Annotated in this window: 22 protein-coding genes; 6 read left to right on the top strand and 16 right to left on the bottom strand. The window is 67.6% G+C overall.

The window, feature by feature from the left end; all coding sequences use genetic code 11:
* Positions 1–27: 27 nt before the first annotated feature.
* Both greA and PVW46_RS09280 read left to right on the top strand, forming a co-directional pair.
* Positions 28–498: a transcription elongation factor GreA gene (greA, locus tag PVW46_RS09285; RefSeq protein ID WP_043141653.1), complete on the top strand. Its 471-nt coding sequence runs from the start codon at positions 28–30 to the stop codon at positions 496–498.
* Between the two features lie 12 nt (positions 499–510).
* On the top strand, positions 511–1,512 hold the full coding sequence (locus tag PVW46_RS09280; protein WP_069208694.1) for a hypothetical protein: 1,002 nt from the start codon (positions 511–513) through the stop codon (positions 1,510–1,512).
* A gap of 84 nt (positions 1,513–1,596) precedes the next feature.
* Here PVW46_RS09280 and PVW46_RS09275 read toward each other — a convergent pair whose 3' ends face one another.
* Genes PVW46_RS09275 through fdhD form a run of 5 tightly spaced genes read right to left on the bottom strand, consistent with a single transcriptional unit; the run spans position 1,597 to position 5,735 of the window.
* Positions 1,597–2,853 carry a molybdopterin-binding protein gene (locus PVW46_RS09275; protein ID WP_069208693.1) on the bottom strand — a complete coding sequence of 419 codons (1,257 nt, stop codon included), beginning with the start codon at positions 2,851–2,853 and terminating at the stop codon, positions 1,597–1,599.
* Positions 2,850–3,704 (bottom strand): molybdopterin guanine dinucleotide synthesis, encoded by an 855-nt coding sequence (locus PVW46_RS09270; RefSeq protein WP_274575721.1) that lies wholly within the window; start codon positions 3,702–3,704, stop codon positions 2,850–2,852. The genes PVW46_RS09275 and PVW46_RS09270 overlap by 4 nt, the downstream gene beginning before the upstream one ends.
* Entirely contained in the window at positions 3,701–4,207 is a 507-nt protein-coding gene (mobB, locus tag PVW46_RS09265) for a molybdopterin-guanine dinucleotide biosynthesis protein B (RefSeq protein WP_069208691.1), read from the bottom strand. The genes PVW46_RS09270 and mobB overlap by 4 nt, the downstream gene beginning before the upstream one ends.
* Positions 4,204–4,833 carry a molybdenum cofactor guanylyltransferase MobA gene (gene mobA, locus PVW46_RS09260; RefSeq protein ID WP_069208690.1) on the bottom strand — a complete coding sequence of 210 codons (630 nt, stop codon included), beginning with the start codon at positions 4,831–4,833 and terminating at the stop codon, positions 4,204–4,206. The genes mobB and mobA overlap by 4 nt, the downstream gene beginning before the upstream one ends.
* Entirely contained in the window at positions 4,830–5,735 is a 906-nt protein-coding gene (gene fdhD / locus PVW46_RS09255; RefSeq protein ID WP_043141635.1) for a formate dehydrogenase accessory sulfurtransferase FdhD, read from the bottom strand. The genes mobA and fdhD overlap by 4 nt, the downstream gene beginning before the upstream one ends.
* 49 nt (positions 5,736–5,784) lie before the next feature.
* On the opposite strand from fdhD, the gene PVW46_RS09250 reads away from it, so the two are divergent.
* Together PVW46_RS09250 and PVW46_RS09245 are read left to right on the top strand one after the other, a co-directional pair.
* Positions 5,785–6,510, top strand: coding sequence for an AzlC family ABC transporter permease (locus PVW46_RS09250; protein WP_069208689.1), 726 nt, complete (start codon positions 5,785–5,787; stop codon positions 6,508–6,510).
* Entirely contained in the window at positions 6,507–6,824 is a 318-nt protein-coding gene (locus PVW46_RS09245) for an AzlD domain-containing protein (RefSeq protein ID WP_069208688.1), read from the top strand. The genes PVW46_RS09250 and PVW46_RS09245 overlap by 4 nt, the downstream gene beginning before the upstream one ends.
* Before the next feature lie 9 nt (positions 6,825–6,833).
* Here the strand turns inward: PVW46_RS09245 and PVW46_RS09240 are convergent, their stop codons facing one another.
* From PVW46_RS09240 to PVW46_RS09225, 4 genes are all read right to left on the bottom strand, one after another.
* Positions 6,834–7,475 (bottom strand): hypothetical protein, encoded by a 642-nt coding sequence (locus tag PVW46_RS09240; protein WP_308421212.1) that lies wholly within the window; start codon positions 7,473–7,475, stop codon positions 6,834–6,836.
* Between the two features lie 36 nt (positions 7,476–7,511).
* Entirely contained in the window at positions 7,512–7,646 is a 135-nt protein-coding gene (locus PVW46_RS09235; RefSeq protein WP_074622641.1) for an aa3-type cytochrome c oxidase subunit IV, read from the bottom strand.
* A gap of 137 nt (positions 7,647–7,783) precedes the next feature.
* A complete protein-coding gene (locus tag PVW46_RS09230; protein WP_069208687.1) occupies positions 7,784–8,824 on the bottom strand; it encodes an MBL fold metallo-hydrolase in 1,041 nt (346 codons plus the stop codon).
* A complete protein-coding gene (locus tag PVW46_RS09225) occupies positions 8,824–10,524 on the bottom strand; it encodes an acyl-CoA dehydrogenase family protein (RefSeq protein WP_069208686.1) in 1,701 nt (566 codons plus the stop codon). The genes PVW46_RS09230 and PVW46_RS09225 overlap by 1 nt, the downstream gene beginning before the upstream one ends.
* A gap of 122 nt (positions 10,525–10,646) precedes the next feature.
* Between PVW46_RS09225 and PVW46_RS09220 the strand changes: the two genes are divergently transcribed.
* Positions 10,647–11,588, top strand: coding sequence for an L-threonylcarbamoyladenylate synthase (locus PVW46_RS09220; RefSeq protein WP_069208685.1), 942 nt, complete (start codon positions 10,647–10,649; stop codon positions 11,586–11,588).
* Between the two features lie 144 nt (positions 11,589–11,732).
* Here PVW46_RS09220 and PVW46_RS09215 read toward each other — a convergent pair whose 3' ends face one another.
* Complete coding sequence (locus PVW46_RS09215; RefSeq protein ID WP_043141615.1) at positions 11,733–12,314, bottom strand: YqgE/AlgH family protein; 582 nt, start codon at positions 12,312–12,314, stop codon at positions 11,733–11,735.
* Between the two features lie 141 nt (positions 12,315–12,455).
* On the opposite strand from PVW46_RS09215, the gene PVW46_RS09210 reads away from it, so the two are divergent.
* Positions 12,456–13,253, top strand: a complete 798-nt coding sequence (locus PVW46_RS09210) for a protein-disulfide reductase DsbD domain-containing protein (protein ID WP_069208684.1) — start codon at positions 12,456–12,458, stop codon at positions 13,251–13,253.
* Positions 13,254–13,287: 34 nt separating this feature from the next.
* Here the strand turns inward: PVW46_RS09210 and PVW46_RS09205 are convergent, their stop codons facing one another.
* The 6 genes from PVW46_RS09205 to PVW46_RS09180 all read right to left on the bottom strand — a co-directional run bounded on the left by PVW46_RS09205 (position 13,288) and on the right by PVW46_RS09180 (position 21,075).
* Entirely contained in the window at positions 13,288–16,995 is a 3,708-nt protein-coding gene (locus PVW46_RS09205; RefSeq protein ID WP_069208683.1) for an efflux RND transporter permease subunit, read from the bottom strand.
* A gap of 3 nt (positions 16,996–16,998) precedes the next feature.
* Positions 16,999–18,450, bottom strand: a complete 1,452-nt coding sequence (locus tag PVW46_RS09200) for an efflux RND transporter periplasmic adaptor subunit (RefSeq protein ID WP_069208682.1) — start codon at positions 18,448–18,450, stop codon at positions 16,999–17,001.
* Positions 18,451–18,532: 82 nt separating this feature from the next.
* Entirely contained in the window at positions 18,533–19,075 is a 543-nt protein-coding gene (gene moaB / locus PVW46_RS09195; RefSeq protein ID WP_069208681.1) for a molybdenum cofactor biosynthesis protein B, read from the bottom strand.
* A gap of 7 nt (positions 19,076–19,082) precedes the next feature.
* On the bottom strand, positions 19,083–19,676 hold the full coding sequence (locus tag PVW46_RS09190) for a metallophosphoesterase family protein (RefSeq protein WP_069208680.1): 594 nt from the start codon (positions 19,674–19,676) through the stop codon (positions 19,083–19,085).
* Positions 19,676–20,284 (bottom strand): LysE family translocator, encoded by a 609-nt coding sequence (locus PVW46_RS09185; RefSeq protein WP_043141599.1) that lies wholly within the window; start codon positions 20,282–20,284, stop codon positions 19,676–19,678. Before PVW46_RS09185 ends, PVW46_RS09190 begins: the two co-directional genes overlap by 1 nt.
* Complete coding sequence (locus PVW46_RS09180) at positions 20,281–21,075, bottom strand: uracil-DNA glycosylase (RefSeq protein WP_069209368.1); 795 nt, start codon at positions 21,073–21,075, stop codon at positions 20,281–20,283. Before PVW46_RS09180 ends, PVW46_RS09185 begins: the two co-directional genes overlap by 4 nt.
* Between the last annotated feature and the right edge of the window lie 66 nt (positions 21,076–21,141).

Raw genomic sequence — 21,141 nt, 5'->3', positions numbered from 1 at the left:
CGCTGAAGAGGCAGAGACGATCCGAAAATGGACAAGATCCTGATGACCCGCGCGGGTTACACCGCGCTCGAAACCGAATTGAAAAAGCTCAAGTCCGAGGAGCGGCCCGCCATCATCCAGGCGATCGCCGAGGCACGCGAACTGGGCGACCTCAAGGAAAACGCCGAATACCACTCGGCGCGCGAGAAGCAGGGATTCATCGAGGGCCGTATCAAGGAACTGGAAGGTGCCCTTGGCCTGGCCGAGGTGATCGACCCCAAGTCGCTCTCCGGCCCGATCAAGTTCGGCGCCACCGTGACCGTCGTCGACGAGGACACCGACGAGGAAAAGACCTGGCAGATCGTGGGAGAACACGAGGCCAGCGTCGAAAAGGGCCTGCTGAACATCAAGTCGCCCATCGCCCGTGCCATGATCGGCAAGGAAGAGGGCGACAGCGTCGAGGTTCGCACCCCGGGCGGCGCCAAGTCCTATGAAATCCTGAGCATCGCCTACAAGTAGGGCAGACACGCCATGAGCGACCCAAAGGACGCCCGCCCCACGCTGCCCGGCCTCTATGCCCGCGGCGCGGCCGAGGGCGTCACCGGAATCGAGATCGCCGCGGCGGTGATCTCGGTCATCTGGGTCGTGATCTCGGGCTGGTATTTCCTTGGCCTGCCCGAAAGCGAAGGCGGGCCACTGCGGTTCCTGCTGGCGCTCATGGTGATCGTCATGCCGGTGGCCCTGATCTGGGTGGCGGCGCTGGCGATCCGCGCCGCCCGCATCATGCGCAGCGAAAGCGCCCGCCTGCAGGCCGCCATCGACGCGATCCGGCAGGCCTATGTCGCCCAGGCGCAAAGCGGCAAGGGCCAGCCACCGCACCCGATGCTGGTCAAGCGGCTGGACGATATCGCCGGCGCGCAAAAGAACCTGGAATCAACGCTGGCGATGTTGGGCGGCATCCGCCAGGGCGGCCAGCCCGGCGCCCTGCCCGCCCCTGACGGCACCGAGGGCGACGACCAGCCCGCCCTGTCGCTCGGCACCCCGGCAGAGGCGCTTCAACCGCCCTTGCCCAATGCCGACTACATCCGTGCGCTGCACTTCCCGGAAACCGCCGAGGATGAGGAGGGCTTTGCCGCCCTGCGTCGGGCGCTCAAGGATCGTGGCACAGCCAAGCTGATCCAGGCGGCCCAGGACGTCCTGACCCTGATGAGCCAGGACGGCATCTACATGGACGACCTGCGCCCCGATCTTGCCCGCCCGGAAACCTGGCGCGCCTTTGCCCAGGGCGAACGCGGCCGCCCCATCGCCGCGCTGGGTGGCGTGCGCGACCGGTCCTCGCTAGCATTGGCAGCCGGACGAATGAAACAGGATCCGATCTTCCGCGATGCGGCGCATCACTTCCTGCGCCGCTTCGACACCAGCTTTTCCAGTTTCGAGCCCGGTGCCTCGGACGAGGAAATCTCGGCCTTCGCCATGACGCGCACGGCGCGCGCCTTCATGCTGCTGGGCCGGGTGGCGGGCACCTTCGACTAGAGGCCCGCGGCGCAAGCTTCTTCTCTCTCAGAATACTCCGGGGGCGTCGACCGCAGGGAGACGGGGGCAGCCCCCCGCCACGGGTCACAACCCGAAACTGCCGAAGGGGATATAGCGCACCGGGTCACCCGGCGCGATCTCTGCCGCCGCATCCGGCAGTTCCACCAGCCCCTCGGCCCAGCTCAACCCCGATATCCGACCCGAGCCTTCGGACTTGAACACCTCCACCCGGCCATCGCGCAGGCGGGCGCGCAGGTATTCGCGCCGTCCGGGTTTCTTTTTCTTGGCAAAGGCCGCCGGCACTATGTAGCCCGCCGGGTCGTCCCAACCGGCCCCGGCCAGCAGGCGCAACGCCGGGCGTGCAAAGACCAGGGAACAGACAAAGGCCGCCACCGGGTTGCCCGGCAGACCGAAGACCGGCTTGCCCTGCCACAGCCCCAGCGCCAGGGGGCGCCCCGGTTTCAGCGCGATGCGCCAAGCGGTCAGCGCCCCGGTCTCACGCAAGAGCGCCGAAACATGATCCTCGTCCCCTGCCGAGGCTCCACCAGATGTCAGGATCGCATCCACCTCTGCCCCGTCAAGACGCGCGCGCAGCGCCTCGCGGTCGTCCGGCACGTGGCCAAGATCGACAGGAGCATGGCCGAAACCTGCGATGAGCGACAGCAACATGGGCCGGTTTGCATCATAGATCTGGCCAGGGCCAGCGACCTCACCGGCGGGCACCACCTCGTCCCCGGTCGACAGGACACCGACGCGCAGAGGCGTGTAGACGGGCAGATCGGCCAGCCCCGTGGCCGCCGCCAGGGCAAGGTCCGCCGGGGTGAGCATCCGCCCCCGGGGCAGGATCTCGTCGCCCTCGCCCACGTCCTCACCCGCGCGGCGGGTGTTGGAACCGGGTTTGACCGGGCCGCGAAAGGCCACCGACGCGCCATCGGTCGCGCAATCCTCATCCAGCACCACCGTGTCCACGCCTTCGGGCAGGGCCGCGCCGGTCAGCACGCGGATGGCATGGCCGGGCGGCACTGCGCCGGTATAGGCAAGGCCGGCCGCGGCGCGTCCCTCGACCAGTGGCAGGGTGAACTCGGCCGCATCGCCGATGGTAGCGGCGGCGAAGCCATAGCCGTCCACGGCGGTGTTTGGCAGCGGCGGGTTGGCGCGCCGGGCCACTAGCGGCGCGGCCAGCACCCGACCTGCCGCCGACATTACGGGCACATCTTCGCGGGCGACGACCGGGTGCAGCCGGTCGCGCAACATGGCCAGCGCCTCGTCCACAGGGGTCCAGTCGACACCGGGCGGCAGGGCGAAACAATCGTTGTTCAGGGGGGGCGGTTTCAAACTCATGCGGCCAGGCTCACCATCAATTCACCCTCGGCGCCAAGCCCCAGGATCCAGCCCTCTTCGGGGGCTTCCACCGACAACATGGCCTGCAGGCGCTGCGGCGGCAGATCCGACAGCGCGCGGGCCAGCAGGCGGACCTGTACCGCGTCGCGGATGTCATCGGGGCCGGTTGCCCGACGCACGGCGTCATTGATCAGACCCGGCCATATCTCGACAAAGGCGACAGGCCGGTCGAGCGGCTCGAAGGGCCAGACGGATACCTGCCCGGCAAACCGCTGTCGCAGTCGCTCCAGCACCGGCAGCCCCATGATCACCTGCGACCCCACGGCTCCCGCGCCTGCCAGTTGCCAGCAGGTAAAGGTGCCCGTGCTCCGCTGTTCACAGGCCCGGCGGTCGGGAAAGGGATTGTCGTATTCGGCCTTGGTGCGCGGCAGGCCCGGAATGTCGCGTTTCAGCGCGTTGCCCCAGAACGGCCCCCGCCCCTGCAACAGTCGGCTGTTGATCTCGCCGGCGAGGTCGAAACGGTTGTTTTCGGTCGGCGCATCCTCGACCCGCGCGGCCAGCCAGCGCCAGACCGATAAAGCATCGGCCTGTCCCGTCAGCGCCTCGGCGTAACCCGTCGGGTAGCCAAAGGGAAAATCGAACCCGATGCACAGGCGCTCTCCCCGGGTCAGGGAGGTCTCTATGACATCGGCAAGCGTCTCTTCGGCCACTTGCCGGTTGCGTTGGTACACTGGCTGCGCCTCGCCCGCCGGGCCGGTCTCACCGATCCAGATCGCGTCCTTGCGGGGCCGTGGCCCGGCGTCGTTGCCGCCCGACCAGTCCACCATCAGAAAGCGGTCGAACCCCGTCATTCCGCCGCCCTTGCCAGGCCAACCTCCGCAAGGATGAAGTCCGCCACAGCCACGGTATCGTTCAGGTCAAAGACGGGTCTGTCCAGCGTCAGTGCCGTATCCGAGGCCACGGCGCGCACCGTGGAATCGTCATGGGCGATCAGCGGGTTGCCGGTCTCGGCCCGGTAGGCCTCGATCTTGGGATGGCGGTCGCGCTTGTAGCCCTCGACCAGCACCAGGTCCACCGGCGCCAGCCGCGCCAGCAGGTCGTCCAGCGTGGGCTCCCCGGCGCCGCGCAGCTCTATCATGTGTGCGACGCGGTTGCGCGAGGACAGGATCACCTCAGATGCGCCCGCGTGTCGGTGGCGATAACTGTCCTTGCCCGGGTGATCCACGTCGAACGTGTGATGCGCGTGTTTGACCGTGCTGACGGTCAGCCCGCGCTTGGTGATTTCCGTCACCAGCCGTTCCATCAACCCGGTTTTCCCCGCGTTCTTCCAGCCTGTCACCCCGTAGAGCCTCATAGCAGCGCCTCCGCCTGCGCCAGATCCTCCGGCGTGTTCACGTTGAAGAATGGATCGAAGGGCGTGGAGGGAAAGAGCGCCTCGCGCCCGCCGTGTTTCTCTGTCCAGAGCACGACCTTTTTCAGCCCGCCCTCCAGCGCCGCGCGCAGGTCGTCGCGCAGCGCCACCGGCCAGAGACCGAAGGTCGGGTGCCGGATCAGGCCCGAACGCGACTTGCTGCGGGTTTCGGCCTCGCCCTTTGTCGCGGCGAGGACCAGCGGATGATCCTGCCCCTCGCTGGCCAGCAAGAGGCGCGGGACCAGGTCGCAGGGAAAGAAAGGCGTATCGGCGGCAACGCTGACCAGCGTGTCCGCCCCCTGTTCGGCGGCCCAGTCCAGCCCGGCCAGAACCCCGGCCAGCGGGCCCGGAAAACCGTCGATGGAATCCGCCACCACCGGCAGGCCAGTCTCGGCAAAGCGCGCCGGATCGCCATTGGCATTCAGCGCCAGCGCTGCCACCTGCGGTGCAAGCCGGTCGATCACGCGGGACAACAGCGTCTGTCCACCGAGCGACAGCAGGGCCTTGTCCCCGCCGCCCATGCGCGAGGCCAGGCCGCCTGCAAGGATCACGCCAACGGGCTGTTTCATGCCTGCCCCGCGCTCTTGCGGCGATGCTTGCTGCTTTCCTCGGGCACCGCGTCCGGGTCCATGTCGCGCACCAGCCGCTCGGCACCGGACAGGCAGGTGAACCGTTTGCCGCGCATCCGCCCGATGCAGGTCAGACCCACCTGCCGCGCGATCTCTACCCCCCAGGCGGTAAAGCCGGACCGGGACGCCAGCACCGGGATACCCATAAGCGCCGTCTTGATCACCATCTCCGAGGTCAGCCGCCCGGTCGTGTACAGGATCTTGTCCTCCGCGCTGACGCCCTCGCGGAACATCCAGCCCGCGATCTTGTCCACCGCGTTGTGGCGGCCCACGTCCTCCATGTAGACCAGCGGACGGTCGCCCTGGCACAGGACCGTGCCGTGAATCGCCCCGGCCTCGAGGTACAACGAGGGCGTCGTGTTGATCTTGTGCGCCAGCGCGTAGAGCCACGAGGTCCGCACCTCTGTCGCCGGCAGGCGCACCTGTTCCAGCCCTTCCATCATGTCACCAAAGACGGTTCCCACGGCACAGCCGGAGGTCCGCGTCTTTTTCTGCATCTTTTCCTCGTAGGTGGTCTGCGAGGCGGTGCGCACGACGACGGTTTCCAGTTCCTCGTCGTAATCGACGCCGGTGATCTCTTCGCCGTCGGCCAGCATGCCCTGGTTGCGCAGGAACCCGATGGCCAGGTATTCGGGGTAATCCCCGATGGTCATGGCGGTGACGATTTCCTGCCGGTTGAGAAAGATCGTCAGGGGGCGTTCCTCGACCACCGACACCTCCACCTCGGCGCCGGTATGGTCCGTTCCGGTCACGGCACGGGTCAGGCGCGGTGCCCCCGGGTCGGGCGCGATCAGGTAGTCGGACGCGAGGTCATTATCCGGGTGGTCGGCAGGTGATTGCATCTGGCCTCTCCCCTGGGCTAGGGCGAAGTACGTTGGTGAGGGTGTAGTCATGGACGGCACAGATGTGATGTCAAGCTATTGGCGCGGGGTGCGAAATGCCCTGCCCTTCCTGTTCGTGGTCGGCCCCTTCGGAATGCTGTTCGGCGTTGTGGCGACGGATGCAGGGCTGAACATCTTTGAAACGCTGATGTTTTCCATCGTCGTCATCGCGGGCGCGGCACAGTTCACCGCCGTCCAGCTGATGCAGGACAATGCGCCAACCATCGTCGTGCTGGTTTCGGCGATGGCCGTGAACCTGCGGATGGCCATGTATTCCGCCTCGATCACGCCGCACCTGGGCCCCTTGCCGCTGTGGAAACGGATGTTCGTCGCCTATTTCCTGGTGGACCAAGTCTATGCGGCCTCGATCATCGATTACGAAGAACGACCGCAGCAGACACTGGCAGAGAAATTCGCCTTTTTCATGGGGGTCGCGACGCCGATCTGCCCGCCCTGGTACCTCTTCACCCTCGTGGGCGCCTGGGCCGGTGAGGCCGTTCCGCCCGAACTGGGCCTCGATTTCGTGCTGCCCATCGCCTTTATCGCGCTCTTCGCGCCCGCGCTGCGCACCGGCGCCCATCGCGCGGCGGCCCTGGTCGCAGCGCTCATGGCGCTGGCTTTCGCGTTCCTGCCCTACAACCTCGGCCTGATCGTCGGCGCACTCGCAGGAATGATGGCAGGCGCCGAAGTGGAACGCCGCGCCGGGTTGCAGGCAGACCGGAGGCCGGGCGCATGAAAGACCTCTGGATCGTCATCATCGGGATGGGCCTGGGCTCTTTCGCCCTGCGCTTCGTGTTTCTGGGGCTGGTCGGCGACAGGGCCATGCCGGATTGGCTCTTGCGGCACCTGCGCTATACCGCCGTGGCGGTCATGCCCGCGCTGGTGGCGCCTTTGGTGATCTGGCCCAGCGCGACAGGTGGCGAGATAGATCCCCTGCGGCTGGCCGCCGCCGCCGCTGCGCTGATTGTCGGGTATATCACGAAAAGCCTTTATGGCGCTGTCGGCGCGGGCGCCGCGGTCATGATCGCGGGCGCCTGGCTGCCGTTCTGACGGCCCGGATCAGGGCTGACCGGCCTGGGTCGTCTTGCCGGCCTCGAGCGCGGCAATCGCCGCGTCCTTGTCATCCGAATCGTTTTCGCGCAGCTCGCGACGGCTGACGTTCGGCAGTTTTTCGAAGCGGTTGGCCAGCTTCATCGGCGTCCAGATGCCGCCCAGCGATTCGAACCCGGGCAGCTGGCCCAGGGTGTCGGACACCGCGTTGGAACACAGGGCCGGCGCCGCCGCCCCCTTGGACTGGACCAGCTTGAGCGCGCGCTCCGCCACCGCACCGTCCACCGGACGGCGCAGCGCCAGCATCCGGTAGGTGCTGCGGGCATGGGCGCTTTCGAAGAACTGTTTGGCCTGCGGGGTGATCCCGTAAAGAACGTCTCCGATTTCAGGCACGTTCTGGAACCGGACAGAGCCGGCGGGATCGTAGATCACCCGCTGCGACGGGGCATTGATGAGCATGGAGGAATGCGCCCCGGACCCGGTCCGGTTGTTGATCATCGTGTAAAGGATGATCTCCGGCTCCCCCGGGTGACGGTAGGCGGCGGCTGCCGCCTGTTCCGGTGTCGAGTCGGGACCGGAAACGCTGCCTGCGCAACCAGCCACGAGAACCGAGGCACCAAGCCCCGCCATCGCCGCACGTCTGTTCATCATGTTACCCCACCCCGCCCCGAGGGGCGGTTCGTCCGATCAGGAATTGAAGATCGCCATGAAGATGACGATGCACAGGATCACGATGACCGTGCGGATGGTGAAATTGATGAACCCTTCAAAGGTCTTTTCCTGAACGGTGATGTCCATGCTTCCGTGCTTGTGCTCAGCCATGTCGATTTTCCTGCGGCCTGTCCCGTGTTTGCGTTCCGTGATGAGTTAGCGCAATTCCGCGCCCCTGTCACGCACCGCCGGGGGCCAGGATGTCGCGCCTGGCCCCCGGCGCACGCAGATGTGAGCCTTGTGCCCGTTCAGACGGCTTGAAACAGCCAGGCGCCGTCGTCGCGGCGGGTTCGGTCCGCCCGTCCCTCGTGCCAGAGGTGCAGGCAATGGGCCATCGCCTCGACCAGCGCCAAGCCGTATTCCGCGTCCCCGATCCGGCGCTTGAACAGCGGCGGGAAACAGTCTCCGGCCGTCTGCGGCGTGGCCAGATGCCCGTGCAGCCGCTCCAGCGCGCCATGGTGATTCTCGATCAGTTGCGCCATGCGCAGCTCCAGCCCGGTAAAGGGCAGCTTGTGCCCGCCCATGACCAAGTGATCCGGGCGCGCCAGCGTTGCCAGCCGCTCGCAGGATTCCAGCCAGTCGGCCACCGGGTCCGCCTCGGGCTCGGTCGCATAGACCCCGAGGTTGGAACTGATCGAGGGCAGGATCTGGTCCCCGGCCAGCACAAGATGATCGTCCCGCGACCAGAGCGTTGCATGTTCCGGCGCATGGCCGTTGCCGACATGCACGTCCCAGTCACGTCCGCCGATGCGCAGGACATCGCCCTGCTTGATCCGCGTGAAGCCAAGCGGCATCGGCGCCACCACGTCGGCAAAGTTGAAGGGCCGTTCCGCCATCCGCTGTTCCAGGATGCGCGGCTCCATCCCGGCGCTCCGCCAGTAGTCCAGCGTTTCCTGCGTGGGGCGGTCCTGTGCATCCAGTTGCAGCATCCGGGCAAACAGCCAGGCGGTGCGCGTCGTCACCAGTTCGGCGCCATGCGCCGTCTGGAACCATCCCGCCAACCCCATGTGGTCGGGGTGATGATGGGTCACCACCACCCGCCGCACCGGCCTGCCGCCCAGCGGCCCGGCCATCAGGCCCTGCCACAGCTCACGCGAGGTGCGCGAGGCAAAGCCGGTGTCGACCACGGTCCAGCCGTCCCCGTCATCCAGCGCGTAGACGTTGACGTGGTCCAGCTTCATCGGCAGCGGCAGGCGCATCCACAGCACGCCCTCGGCCAGTTCGATGGCCTCACCCGGGGCGGGCGGCGTTTCCCAGGGATAGCGGATTGCGCGCACCGTTCCGTCCATCACACCACCAGGTCCTCTGTCTTCAGGTTCGCCAGCGCGCCGACCTCGGCCCGGGCCTCGGCCAACAACCCGGCATGTTCAGGCAGCAGTCGCTGGATATAAAAGCCTGCCAGCCGGGCATCGGCGCTGTCCGGCGCGGCCAGGGCCGCACGCAGGTGGTAATGCGCCCCCAGCACGCGGGCAAACCCCATCAGGTAGGGCACGGCGCCGCCGAAACGGTCGCCCATGTCGCGCGCCACCAGCGCCTCGGTGGTCTCGCGCAGCGATTCCGCGGCCTGCCAGACCGGCTCTGCCAGCTCCGGCATCTGGCCGCGCGCCGCCTCGGCGCCGCTCTCGATCTCGTCCAGCAGGGCAAAGATCGCCTCGCCCCCGTCCATCATCTTGCGCCCGACAAGGTCCATCGCCTGGATGCCGTTGGTGCCCTCGTAGATTGCCGTCACCCGCACGTCGCGCAGGTACTGCGCGGCGCCGGTTTCCTCGACATAGCCCATTCCGCCATGCACCTGCACGCCAAGGTTGGCCACCTTGATGCCGGTTTCCGTGCCAAAGGCCTTGGTGATCGGCGTCAGCAGGGCGGCCCGCGTCTTCCACTCGGTATCGCCGGTCGCGTTGCCCATGTCGATCGCCACCGCAAGCGACAGGGCAATGGCCCGCGCGGCAAAGGTTTCGGCCTTCATGGTGGCCAGCATCCGGCGCACGTCCGCATGGCCGATGATCGTCCCCTCGGGGCTGCGCCCCTGCTTGCGCTCCTGCGCATAGCCCAGCGCGTGTTGCAGCGCGCCCTCGGCGACGCTGACCCCCTGCACACCGACGCCCAGACGCGCGTTGTTCATCATGGTGAACATGGCACGCATCCCGTCATGCGGCTCCCCCACCAGCCAGCCGCGGGCACCGTCGTACTGCATCACGCAGGTCGGCGAACCGTGCAGCCCCATCTTGTGTTCCAGGCTGACCACATGCAGGTCATTGGCCACGCCCGGGTTACCGTTTTCATCCGGGATCCGCTTGGGCACCAGGAACAGGCTGATCCCCTTGGTCCCCGGCACGCCATCCGGCAGACGCGCCAGCACCAGGTGGCAGACATTTTCAGAAAAGTCGTTGTCTCCCCAGGAGATATAGATTTTCTGCCCGGTCACCGCGTAGGTCCCGTCGCCGTTGGGCACGGCCTTCGACGACAATGCTCCCACGTCCGACCCGGCCTGCGGCTCGGTCAGGTTCATGGTCCCCGCCCATTCCCCCGAGATCAGCTTGGGCAGGTACAAGTCCTTCAGCTCGTCGCTGGCATGATGTTCCAGCGCGTCGATCTGGCCTTGGCTCATCAGCGGGTTCAGCTGCAGCGCAAGGCAGGCGGCGCCCATCATATCGTTGACACAGGTGGTCACGGTCAGCGGCAGCCCCATGCCGCCATAGGCCTCCGGCGCCGATGTGGCGATCCAGCCGCCCTCGGCCAGCGCCTTGAACCCCTCGGCAAAGCCTTTCGAGGTCCGCACAACGCCGTTCTCCAGCCGCGCGGGATCTAGATCGCCATTGCGCTGCAGCGGCGCTAGTACTTCCTCGCACAGCTTTCCGGCCTCGCCCAGAACGGCGGCCACGGTTTCATGGTTCGCTTCGGCAAAACGGTCAGTCGCGGCAACGGCGTCATAGCCGACAACGTCGCGCAAAAGCCGCATGTAAGCATCGATCGGCGCACGATATGGCATGGGTGTCTCCTCCGGCTTGGCAAGGACGCGCCGCTCTTGTAGCACGCGCGCAGCGCGGGTGTGAGGGTACTTCCCGCCGCCCGCGCTTCAACCGGAACGCCGCGTCATAAGGGGTCGCCGCGATGCCTGCCCTACGTCTCAGCGCCAGCACCCAGGACCTGACCCGCGCCGCGCGCATCCTGGCAGAGGGCGGTCTTGTCGCCTTTCCCACCGAAACGGTCTACGGGCTGGGCGCCGATGCGCGGCAGGATCACGCCGTGGCCCGTATCTACAAGGCCAAAGAGCGCCCCGAGTTCAATCCGCTGATCGTGCATGTGGCCGACCTCGACGCCGCGAAAGACCTGGTGATCTGGTCCGAGGCCGCCCAGGCCCTGGCCGATGCCTTCTGGCCCGGCCCGCTGACACTGGTGCTGCCGCTGCGCGAGGGCGCGCATGTGTCGCGGCTGGTGACAGCCGGTCTCGACAGCCTGGCGGTTCGGATACCCGCCGCCCCGGTGGCGCAGAACCTGCTGCGCGCCTTCGGCGGGCCGGTTGCCGCACCATCGGCGAATCGCTCCGGCCAGATCAGCCCGACCCGCGCCGCCCATGTGCTCGACGGGCTTGGCGGCCGGATCGAGGCGGTGGTCGATGGCGGCCCCTGCGCCGTGGGGCTGGAATCGACGATCCTCGGCCTGACGGGCACGCCGCCCACCCTGCTGCGCCCCGGCGGCATCACCGAGGAGGCGCTGAGCGCGGTCCTCGACACCCGCATCGCGCTGCGCCGCGAAACCGACGGCATCACCGCCCCGGGCCAGACCCGTTCGCATTACGCGCCGCGCGCACGGGTCCGCCTCAACGCGGTCGACTTCGAACCGGGCGAGGCCCGGCTGGGCTTCGGCACCGTGCCCTGCGACCTCAATCTCTCGCCCGGCGAGGATCTGACAGAGGCCGCCGCCAACCTGTTCGAATACCTGCATCGGCTCGATGCCACCGGCGCCGCGACAATCGCCATCTCCCCGATCCCGCACCTGGGCCTGGGCATCGCGATCAACGACCGGCTCAGCCGCGCCGCCGCCGAACGCTGACCCTTCCGAAGGGCCTGTTTGCTGGTGAGCCCTTGAAGCCGGCGTCACCTGCCACAAGGCCTCACGTTCCGGCATGGGCCAGCCGAGGGGTGGCGGGCGGGCGATGGGCGCAGCCCGAGTCCCGTCCGGCCCCCTCCCGATTCCTCAGGCCCGGCCGCCGGCGGAACTCAACGCCAGGGCGGCCACGCCCAGCGTCTTCAGGGCGGCTTCCCACTTGTCCATGTCGGCCATCTCGAAGATCAGCTCGGGCGAGGCGTCACAGACAAGCCAGCCGTTCTCGGCGATCTCGCCTTCCAGCTGGCCCGCCGCCCAGCCGGCGTAACCCAGCATCATCATCCATTTCTCCGGCCCCTCACCTCGGGCAAGGTCCTCGAGGATGTCTAGGGTCGCGGTCATGTGGATGTCGTCGCGCACCTCCAGCGTCGTAACGACCGAATGGTAATCCGGCGTGTGCAGCACGAATCCGCGCCCCATCTCGACCGGTCCGCCAAAATGTACCGACCGTTCGGACAGGTCCGACACCTGGTCGATGTCCAGCTGCGACAGCAGGGTCGGCATGTCCACGTCATTGCTGGGCTTGTTCACGATCAGCCCCATCGCGCCCTCGTCGGAATGGTCGCAGATGAAGACGACGCTGTGCTCGAACCGAGGATCCCCCATGCCCGGCATGGCGATCAGCAGATGCCCGGTCAGGTTGGTCTGTGGGGTTCCGGTCTCGGCTGCCATATGGCTCCCTTTCGCATTGCACGGGTTTACCATGACCGCCCGTGCGAGGACTGGCAAGACCGTCACATCTTCGTCAACTGATAGGCGGGGTCGCCGGAACGTGACTTTTCATTTCAGTCCGGAAGGGCCAAATCCAAGGACATGAAAAAGATCCTTGTAACGCTCCTGCTGATGCTGCTGCCCGGCCTTGCCACCGCGCAATCCTATGACGACGTGGTCGAGGCGCAGATCCTGCCCGGGTGGCGCCTGCCCAATGGCGACCACATGGCCGCGCTGCACCTGAAGCTGGCCCCGGGATGGAAAACCTACTGGCGCTCACCCGGCGATGCGGGCATCCCGCCCCAGTTCGACTGGAGCGGCGCGCGCAACATGTCGGCCATCGGCGTCTACTGGCCCGCGCCGCACGTCTTCTGGCAGGAAAACATGCGGTCCGTCGGCTACAAGGGCGACGTGATCCTGCCGCTCAGGATCCGCCCCAGCCAGCCCGGCAAGGATGCGCGCCTGGGCGGGGTGATCGACATCGGCATCTGCAAGGACGTCTGCCTGCCGCACCGCCTGCGCGTGTCCGCCAGCCTGCCCGCCGGTCAAACGAAACCCGACGCAAGGATCGCGGCCGCGATGGCCGACGTGCCCTTCGGGGCAGAGGACGCGGGCGTGACCGGCGTCTCCTGCCGCATCACGCCACAAGCCAAGGGCATGGGCCTGACCGTGTCGATTGCCATGCCGCGCGGCACCGGACGCGAGGAAACGGTGATCGAGACGTCGGACCCGAACCTCTGGGTCGCCGATCCCAGCACGTCGTGGCAGGGTGGGCGGCTGGTGGCGCAGACCCGCGTGACACATATGTCCGGCGGCGTCTTCGCGCTCGACCGCTCGGGCCTGCGGATCACCATCCTGGGCGGCACCATCCCGGTGGAACTGACCGGCTGCAGCGGCTGACCCGGCAGGCCGAGAAAGCGGCGCAGGCCGGCGGTCAGGCGTCCGTCTTTGCCCGCGCTCCGCGCCGCCAGAGCATCACGATCCCGCCGCCCATGTAGATCGCCAGCAGCACCGCCACAGCCCCCAGCAGGAACAGCCCCAGTGCCGAGACCTCCGGCGACACACCGCCCAAGGCGGGCAGCCCCGGCATCAGCATACCCGTGACCCCGGTATATCCCAGCGTCGCCGCGAGCCATCCCAGCATTGCGATCAGCGCCGCGACCAGTACACCGCGCAGCCCCGCGCCCCGGAACCGCAGCCCTTTCTTGAGCGCCGCGAACTGCTGTCCCATGTCGTGCTGGATCGCCACCAGCGCGGGCACGATCAGCAGCACCAGCACCACGCCGAATCCCAGCCCGTAGACCAGCGTGATCACCGTGGGTTTCAGGAACTGCGCCTGAGACGAGGATTCATACAGCAGCGGCGCAAGGCCCAGCACCGTTGTTGCCGTGGTCAAAAAGACCGCCCGCAAACGGTCCGAGGCCCCGTCGATGATCGAGGGGATCAGCCCGCGATCCCTGGCGTATTCGTCGATCTGGGTCACCAGAACGATGGAATCGTTGATGATGATCCCCGTCATCCCCAACAGCCCGACCACCGTGAACATGCTCAGCGGCACGTCCCACAAGGCGTGGCCATAGATCGCCCCCACTAGCCCGAAGGGCACGATCGCCATGACCACGAAGGGCCGCGTCCAGCTGGCAAAGACCCAGGCCAGGACAAGGTAGATCCCCAGCAGGACCATGATCAGCCCGTTGCGCGCATCGGTGAGAAAATCGCTTTCCTGCTCGGCCAGCCCGGCCAGGCGATAATCCACCTGCCGCGTCTCGGCGATCTGCGGCAGGATCTCTTCGCGCAGCGCCTTGACGACCTCCTCGGCCCGCGCTGCATCGTCCTCGGAAATATCGCCGGTGACAGAGACCACGCGCAGCCCGTTTTCGCGCCGGATGGTGGAAAAGCCGGTGCGCCGTTCGACCCGCACGATATCGGCCAGCGGGACATAGGCACCGCCGGGCGTGCGCAGTTGCATCCGCTCCATGAAATCGGCGGTCAGTTCGCCCTCGGGCAGTTCCACGCGGATCTCGGCAGAGCGCGGCCCGTCGGGATAGGTCGCCGCCTCGATCCCGCCCAGCCGGTTGCGCAGCACGCGCCCCAGCCCGTCGATGTCAAAGCCCAGCGCCAGCCCCTGCGGCGTCAGTTCGAGGATCAATTCGTCCTTGTCGTAGGACAGGTTGTCCTCGACCGCCGAAACCTCGGGGAACCGCAGGACCGCCTCCTTGAGGTCCTCTGCGGCGGCTTTCAGCACCTCGGAGCTGGCGCCATAGAATTGCACGTCCAGCGAGTCGCCCCCCGGCCCGCCACGCCAGCCGCGAAAGGAAATCGTCTCGGCCAGCGGATGGCGTTCGACACGCTCCTGCAGTTCGCCCACGAAGGCGAAGGAGGAATAGGGCCGCAGGTCGGCCTCGATCAGTTCGATGGATATGGCGCCCAGTTGCTCGGGGTCCTTGGTATCCGCACCGGGCAGCGACCGGCCCGCGTTGCCGCCGATCTCGGCCAGGACATAGTCCAGCGGGTTGCGGCCATAACGGTCCTCGTATTCGCGGCCCAGCTCATCGGCGGCCTTCTGGAACAGGCGCATCTGCTCGATCGTGTCCGCCCGCGTGGCGGTAGGTGACATGGCAAAGTTGCCGGTGACGGACCCCTGCTCCGGGGAATTGAAGAACCTCCAGGTGACATCGCCCCTGATAAAGGACGTCACCTGCGTCGCCAGCGCCACGACCAGCAGCGCAAAAACGACATAGCGCCCGGCCACGATCCCGCGCATGAAGGGGCGGAACAGGCGCTCGCGAATCCAGCGGAAGCCGCGGTTGACCAGGATTGACGCCATGTCGATCCCGCCGTCGGACAGCATCCGCAGCACCGGCGCGCGTTCGTCCCGGGGCATGACCACAAGGCGCAGCGCAATGGCCGCCGCCACGAGCAGCGCCAGTCCCCCGGCCAGCACCGGCAATTGCCCCCAGATCGCCCCGCGCAGGTCCACGGCGGCGCCTTGCGCCGTCGTGATCGCCCCCGGCACGGCGCCGGCCAGCCCCCACAGCACCGCAACAACAGCCGGCAGCGCCAGCATCGCGAGTGTCAGCAAAGCCACCGCCAGGACGGCGACCAGCGTCACCCCGACAACGCCCAGCCCCACGCGCCACCACCACGTGCCGCGCTGCACGCGCGGCTTCAGCGCATGGGCCATGTGGTTGGGCAGGATCAGGAAACATTCCACCAGCGAGGCGATCAGCACCACGATCACCGTGAAGGGAATGTCCGAGATCATGTCGCCGAACCGCCCGCCGATGGCGGTCAGGCCGAAGAAGGCGATGACGGTGGTGATCGTCGCCGAAAACACCGGCAGCGCCATGCGCCGCGCCGCGTTCTCGGCAGCATCGAACGGCCCCTGCCCCCGGCGCGCCAGATGGTCGGCATGTTCACCCACGACGATGGCGTCGTCCACCACGATGCCCAGCGTGATGATCAGCGCGAACAGAGAGATCATGTTGATCGTCAGCCCCGCCACGTACATCAGCGCGATGGCCGACAAGAGCGCCGTGGGAATGCCCGCCGCCACCCAGAAGGCCGTGCGTGTGTTCAGGAACAGGAACAGCAACATCACCACCAGCACCAGTCCCGTCACCGCGTTGTCGATCAGGATGTTCAGCCGCCCGGTGATGTATTCCGACCGGGTGCGGATCAGGTCGATCTTGACACCCTCGGGCAACACGGCGGTCAGCTCGGCGGCGACTTCTTCGACCGTGGCCTGGATGCCGATGGCATCGCCCTCGGCAGAGCGGTCCACCCGGATCGAGATCGCCCGGTTCTCGCCCACGAAATAGCTGCGTTCGCGGTCGATTCCCTCGACCCGGATCAGCGCCACGTCGCCCACCGTCAGGCTGGAGCCGTCCGGGTTCGACCGCAGCACGATATCCGCTATGGCATCGGCAGAGCGTTTCTCGATCCCCGTACGCACCCGCGCGCCGGCACCCGCCACGTCGCCCGCCGGATCCGCCTGCACCTCGGCGGCAATGGCGTCGGCGATCTCGCGCATGGTCACGTCATGGGCGATGAGGTTCTGCGCCGGCACCTCGATCACCGTCTGGGGCGCCGCGAGGCCCCGGATCGTGGTCTGTGTCACGCCCTCCGCAAAGAGCCGCACCACCAGTTCGTCGGCAAACCGCGCCAGCTGATCGACGCCCACCGGCCCGGTGATCACAAGGTCCGTCACCCGGTCGCGCCAGCCGCCGCGCCGCACGCTGGGCTCATCCGCGTCCTCGGGCAGCGTCGTGATCGCGTCGACCGCCTGTTGCACGTCATCGGCGGCCCGCGCGATGTCCCAGCCGGGTTCGAACTCCAGCTCGATCGCGGCCCGCCCCTCTCGGGACACAGCGCTGCTGGCGATTACCCCATCAACCGCCAGCAGCGCCGGTTCAAGCACCTGCACGATGGCCGCGTCCACATCCTCGGCCCCCGCCCCGTCCCAGCGGACCGAGACGTCGATTTCGTCGATGATGATATCGGGAAAGAACTGCGCCCGCATGTTGGGCACCGCGAGGATACCGGCCGCCAGCATGATCACCAGCAGCAGGTTGGCCACCGTGGGGTGGCGTACGAAATACCCGAAGATCCCGCCAGCGGCAGAGGGAAGCGCGCGTGCCATGCCTCAGCCCCCCATCCGGGATTCGATGCGCTCGACAATCTCGGCTGGCACTTCCTTTTGCGCCAGCTGTGCCAGGATGCGGGTCCTCGCCGCCTCGGGCATCTGCGTATTCGCCTCTATGAAGGCTACCAGCCGGGCACGCCGGTCTTCGCTGAGTTCAAGCATGGCCTCCGGTTCCGGCGCAGCGCCGGTGCGCAGCGGCTTGACCTTGATGCCCTCGCCCAAGAGCGGCGTGCGTTCGGTCACAACCTCACGCCCCCGAAGGCCCCGCCCGCGGATCAGCACGTCATCGCCCTGGCGCCGCATCACCTCGACCACCACCGTCTCAAGCCTGTCTTCGGCCCCCACGACCAGGACCTCGCCACCTGCGTTCACCGCCGTGGCAGGCAGACGGGCCATCCGCTCCAGCGGCGGTTCCTCGATCCGAACGGTGACGAAATCCCCCGGCTTGAAGCCGCGTGGCGCGTCCAGCACCGCGAACAGCCGCCGACCGGTCTGGCCCTCGCCCACGGCGGCACTGTCCCGGGTGATCCGGCCCGCGGCGGTGATATTGGTGCCGAAGACATCCAGCGCCACGCTCACCGGCGCCTGCCGCAGCCGTCCGTCCCCGTCCAGCAGCCGCGCGTATTGCTGGGTCGAGACACGGAACGACACCTCCAGCGCCTGCAGGTCCACCAGCTGCGCCAGCTGTTCATTGGCAGAGACCAGCCGACCGGACACCACCGTGACCTCTGACAGCGTGCCCGCGAACGCGGCCCGGATCTGGGTGTCGTCCAGCCGTCTCTGGGCCTCGTCCCGCGCGATTTCCGACCGGCGCAGCTGGGTCGCGGCTTGGTCGATACGAGCCTCGGCGGTGGCCACCGCCTGGCGCCGGGTCAGCACCGCCTGCCGCTCGCTGGCCAGCGCCAGTTCCGCGCTTTCCACCGCCGCCGCCGTACCGACGTTGCGATCCAACAGGTCACGCTGGCGCCGCAGCGCGGTTTCGCGCAGCACCACCTGCTCTTCGGCAGCAACCAGCTCATCTTTTGCGATGACCAGGGCACGTTCGGCCTCGCGCACCTCGGCCCGCGCATCCAGCAGGTCGTTTTCGGCCCGGTCCAGCGCGGCCTCGGCATCCGCCGGGTCGATCCGCGCCAACAGCTGCCCGGCCTCGACCTGCCCACCCTCGACAAATTCCGGGTCCAGTTCCACCACCGCGCCAGAGGCCGCCGCGCGCAGCTCAAGCGTCCGGCGGCTCTGCACCTCGCCGAAAGAGGTCAGCACCGGCGTGACCGTTTCGAACGCCACCGGCACCACGTTGACCGCAAAGACCCGCTCGCGCGCCTGGGGCACACGGGCCTCTTCGGCCATACGCGCCTCGACGGCATCGCGCACCATGATCCCGGCAAACCCCAGCAACCCCAGGGTCAGCGACAACAGGAACAGCCCCGTCAGGCTCTTTCGCAAAAAGCGCATCTTTCAAACTCCGCGGTGCACCCTTCTGAAATAGAAGCGCGGGGATGCATTCAAACCCCGGGGAGTCATACGCAGCTCGCGATCACTTCCGTCGCTGATGTTCGTCCAGGCGCGGAAAAATCTCGACAAAGTTGCAGGGGCGGTGCCGATAATCCAGCTGCAGCCCCAGGATCTCGTCCCAGGCGTCCTTGCAGGCCCCCGTGCTGCCCGGCAGCGCGAACAGGTAGGTGCCCCCGGCAACGCCGCCCGTGGCGCGGCTCTGCACCGCGGAAGTCCCTATTTTCCTGAAGGAAACCATCGTGAAGACCGTTCCGAAGGCGTCGATCTCCTTTTCGTAGACATCCCTGTGCGCCTCGACGGTCACGTCACGCCCGGTCAGCCCGGTCCCCCCGGTCGAGATCACCACGTCGACCTCCGGGTCGGCGATCCAGCCGCGCAGCTTGTCCGCGATCAGCGCGCGCTCGTCCTTCACGATCGCGCGATCGGCCAGGACATGGCCCGCGTCGGTCAACCGCTGCACCAGCGTGTCGCCGGATCTGTCATCCTCCAGCCCGCGCGTGTCCGACACGGTCAGGATGGCGATTCGGACCGGGATGAACTCCTTGGATTCGTCGATACGGCTCATGATGTCCTCACAGGTTGAACCAGTTTGGCCCAGGCCCGAGGTTCACCACGCGGCTGTCCCCGATCCGGCCTTCTCGGCCCCAGCAATCATGCACATGGCCACAAACCGCAAGCGCGGGTTGCAGCCGGGCGATGGCGTCGCGGATCGCGGTCGAACCGACCGACACACTGCGCGAGGTGACATCCGCAATTCCCTTGGGCGGCGAATGGGTGATCAACAGCTCGGCGCCGGTGCAGCGGTCCAGCATCTCCGCCGCCTGGTTCTCAGTCAGGTCGAAGGACCAGTCACCAAAGGGCGTCACCGGAATGCCGCCGCCAAGGCCGAAAAGCCGCAGGCCCTCCACCTCGACCCCTTCGCCATGCAGCACGGTTGTCCCCGACAAGGCGGCGGCGCGCAGCTCCTTGGCCGTCTCGCTGTTGCCCGGCACCACCACCATCGGCGCCGGCACGCCCTCCAGCAGCGACATGGCCTCGTCCAGGCCTTCGCGCACATGGCAAAAATCTCCGGCGCCGATCACCAGGTCGGCCTCGCCGCTCGCCTCCACCAAGGCCCGCGCATGGCGGCGCGACAGGTGCAGGTCGGAAAAGGCCAGCACCCGCATCAGACCGCCAGACGCACCGCCAGCCCGCCAAAGAGCGTGGCACAGGTGTAACGCAATGCGCGTTCCGTGCGCGTCCCGCCCTCCAGCCGCCGCCGCAGACGCCCCGCGAACTGGCCGACAAGCCCGTTCACCGTGACACCGCCAATCGACATCAGCAGGCCATAGACCAGGAACTGCGGAAGGACCGCCTTCGCCGGGTCGATGAACTGCGGCACGAAGGCCAGCACGAAGAGAATGTATTTCGGATTGGTGATATTGACGACAAAGCCCTGCCGAAAGGCCTGCGCGGGCGCCAGGGGCGGCGCATCGCTGCCCGCGATGGGCGTGCGCAACGTCTTCCAGGCGATCCAGGCCAGGTAGGCCGCCCCCGCCCAGCGGATCACGTCAAAGGCCCCCGGCAAGGCGGCGACCAGCGCCCCCAGCCCCAGCCCCGCCAACAGCACATGCAGCATGCCGCCCAGCGCCACGCCGCTGGAGGCCGCCCAGCCACAGCGCGCGCCCCCGCGCAGCCCCTGCGCCAGGCAGAACATCATGTCCGGCCCCGGCGTCACGTTCAGCGCCAGCCCGGCGGGAATGAAAGCCAGCAACAGAATCGGGTCGACGATCATTCCAGTGCCCTCAGTTTTGCCTTCAGCGACAGCATGTCCGCCCAGGCCTCGCGTTTCGCCTGCGGATTGCGCAGCAGGTAGGCGGGATGCAGCATCGGCAGCGCCGGGCGCTCTGCCGCCTCGCCCCATGTCCCGCGCAGCCGCGTGATCCCCCGCCTGCCAAGCAGCGCCTGGCAGGATGTATTGCCCATGATCACCAGCAGATCGGGATCGGCCAGGGCAATGTGCCGGTGCAGGAAGGGCAGCAACATGGCGATCTCGTCAGGCTTCGGGTCACGGTTCTGCGGTGGCCGCCAGGGCAGGACATTGGTGATATAGACCGATTCGGCGCGGCTCAGCCCCACCGCCGCCAGCATCCGGTCCAGCAATTGCCCGGCCCGCCCGACAAAGGGTTTGCCCTGCAGGTCCTCGTCCCGCCCCGGCGCCTCGCCCACCAGCATCACCCGCGCCCCCGCCACGCCATCGGCAAAGACCAGGTTGCGCGCGCCGCGCTTGAGCGGGCAATGTTCATAGCCCGCCAGCGCATCCCGCAGCGCCCCCAGGTCCGCCGCACCAGAGGCCAGCTTGCCCGCCTCCGCCACCGGATCGACCTCGGGCGCCTTGACCGGTGCCGCGCCGCGCCCGCCCCCGGGCGCCGCCGCCCGCGCCGCGTGCTGTGCCTTCAACGCCTCCTGCTCGGCCTCATGGGCGGCAAAACGGTCGACGGGCGCGTCGAGCATCGCCTCGTCCACCCCCATCTCCAGCTGCCATTCCAGAAGCGCCTTCGCGGCGTACCAGTCCATGTTCTCCATGTCCGTCACCCTAGCCCCCGCCGCGGGCAAAGAAAATCGCCCCTGTTTCTTCTTGGCGAAAATACC

Origin of the sequence: Mameliella sp. AT18 (genome assembly GCF_028807275.1) — a bacterium.
Classification (GTDB): domain Bacteria; phylum Pseudomonadota; class Alphaproteobacteria; order Rhodobacterales; family Rhodobacteraceae; genus Antarctobacter; species Antarctobacter albus.
This window is presented reverse-complemented; position numbering and strand designations above follow the sequence as displayed.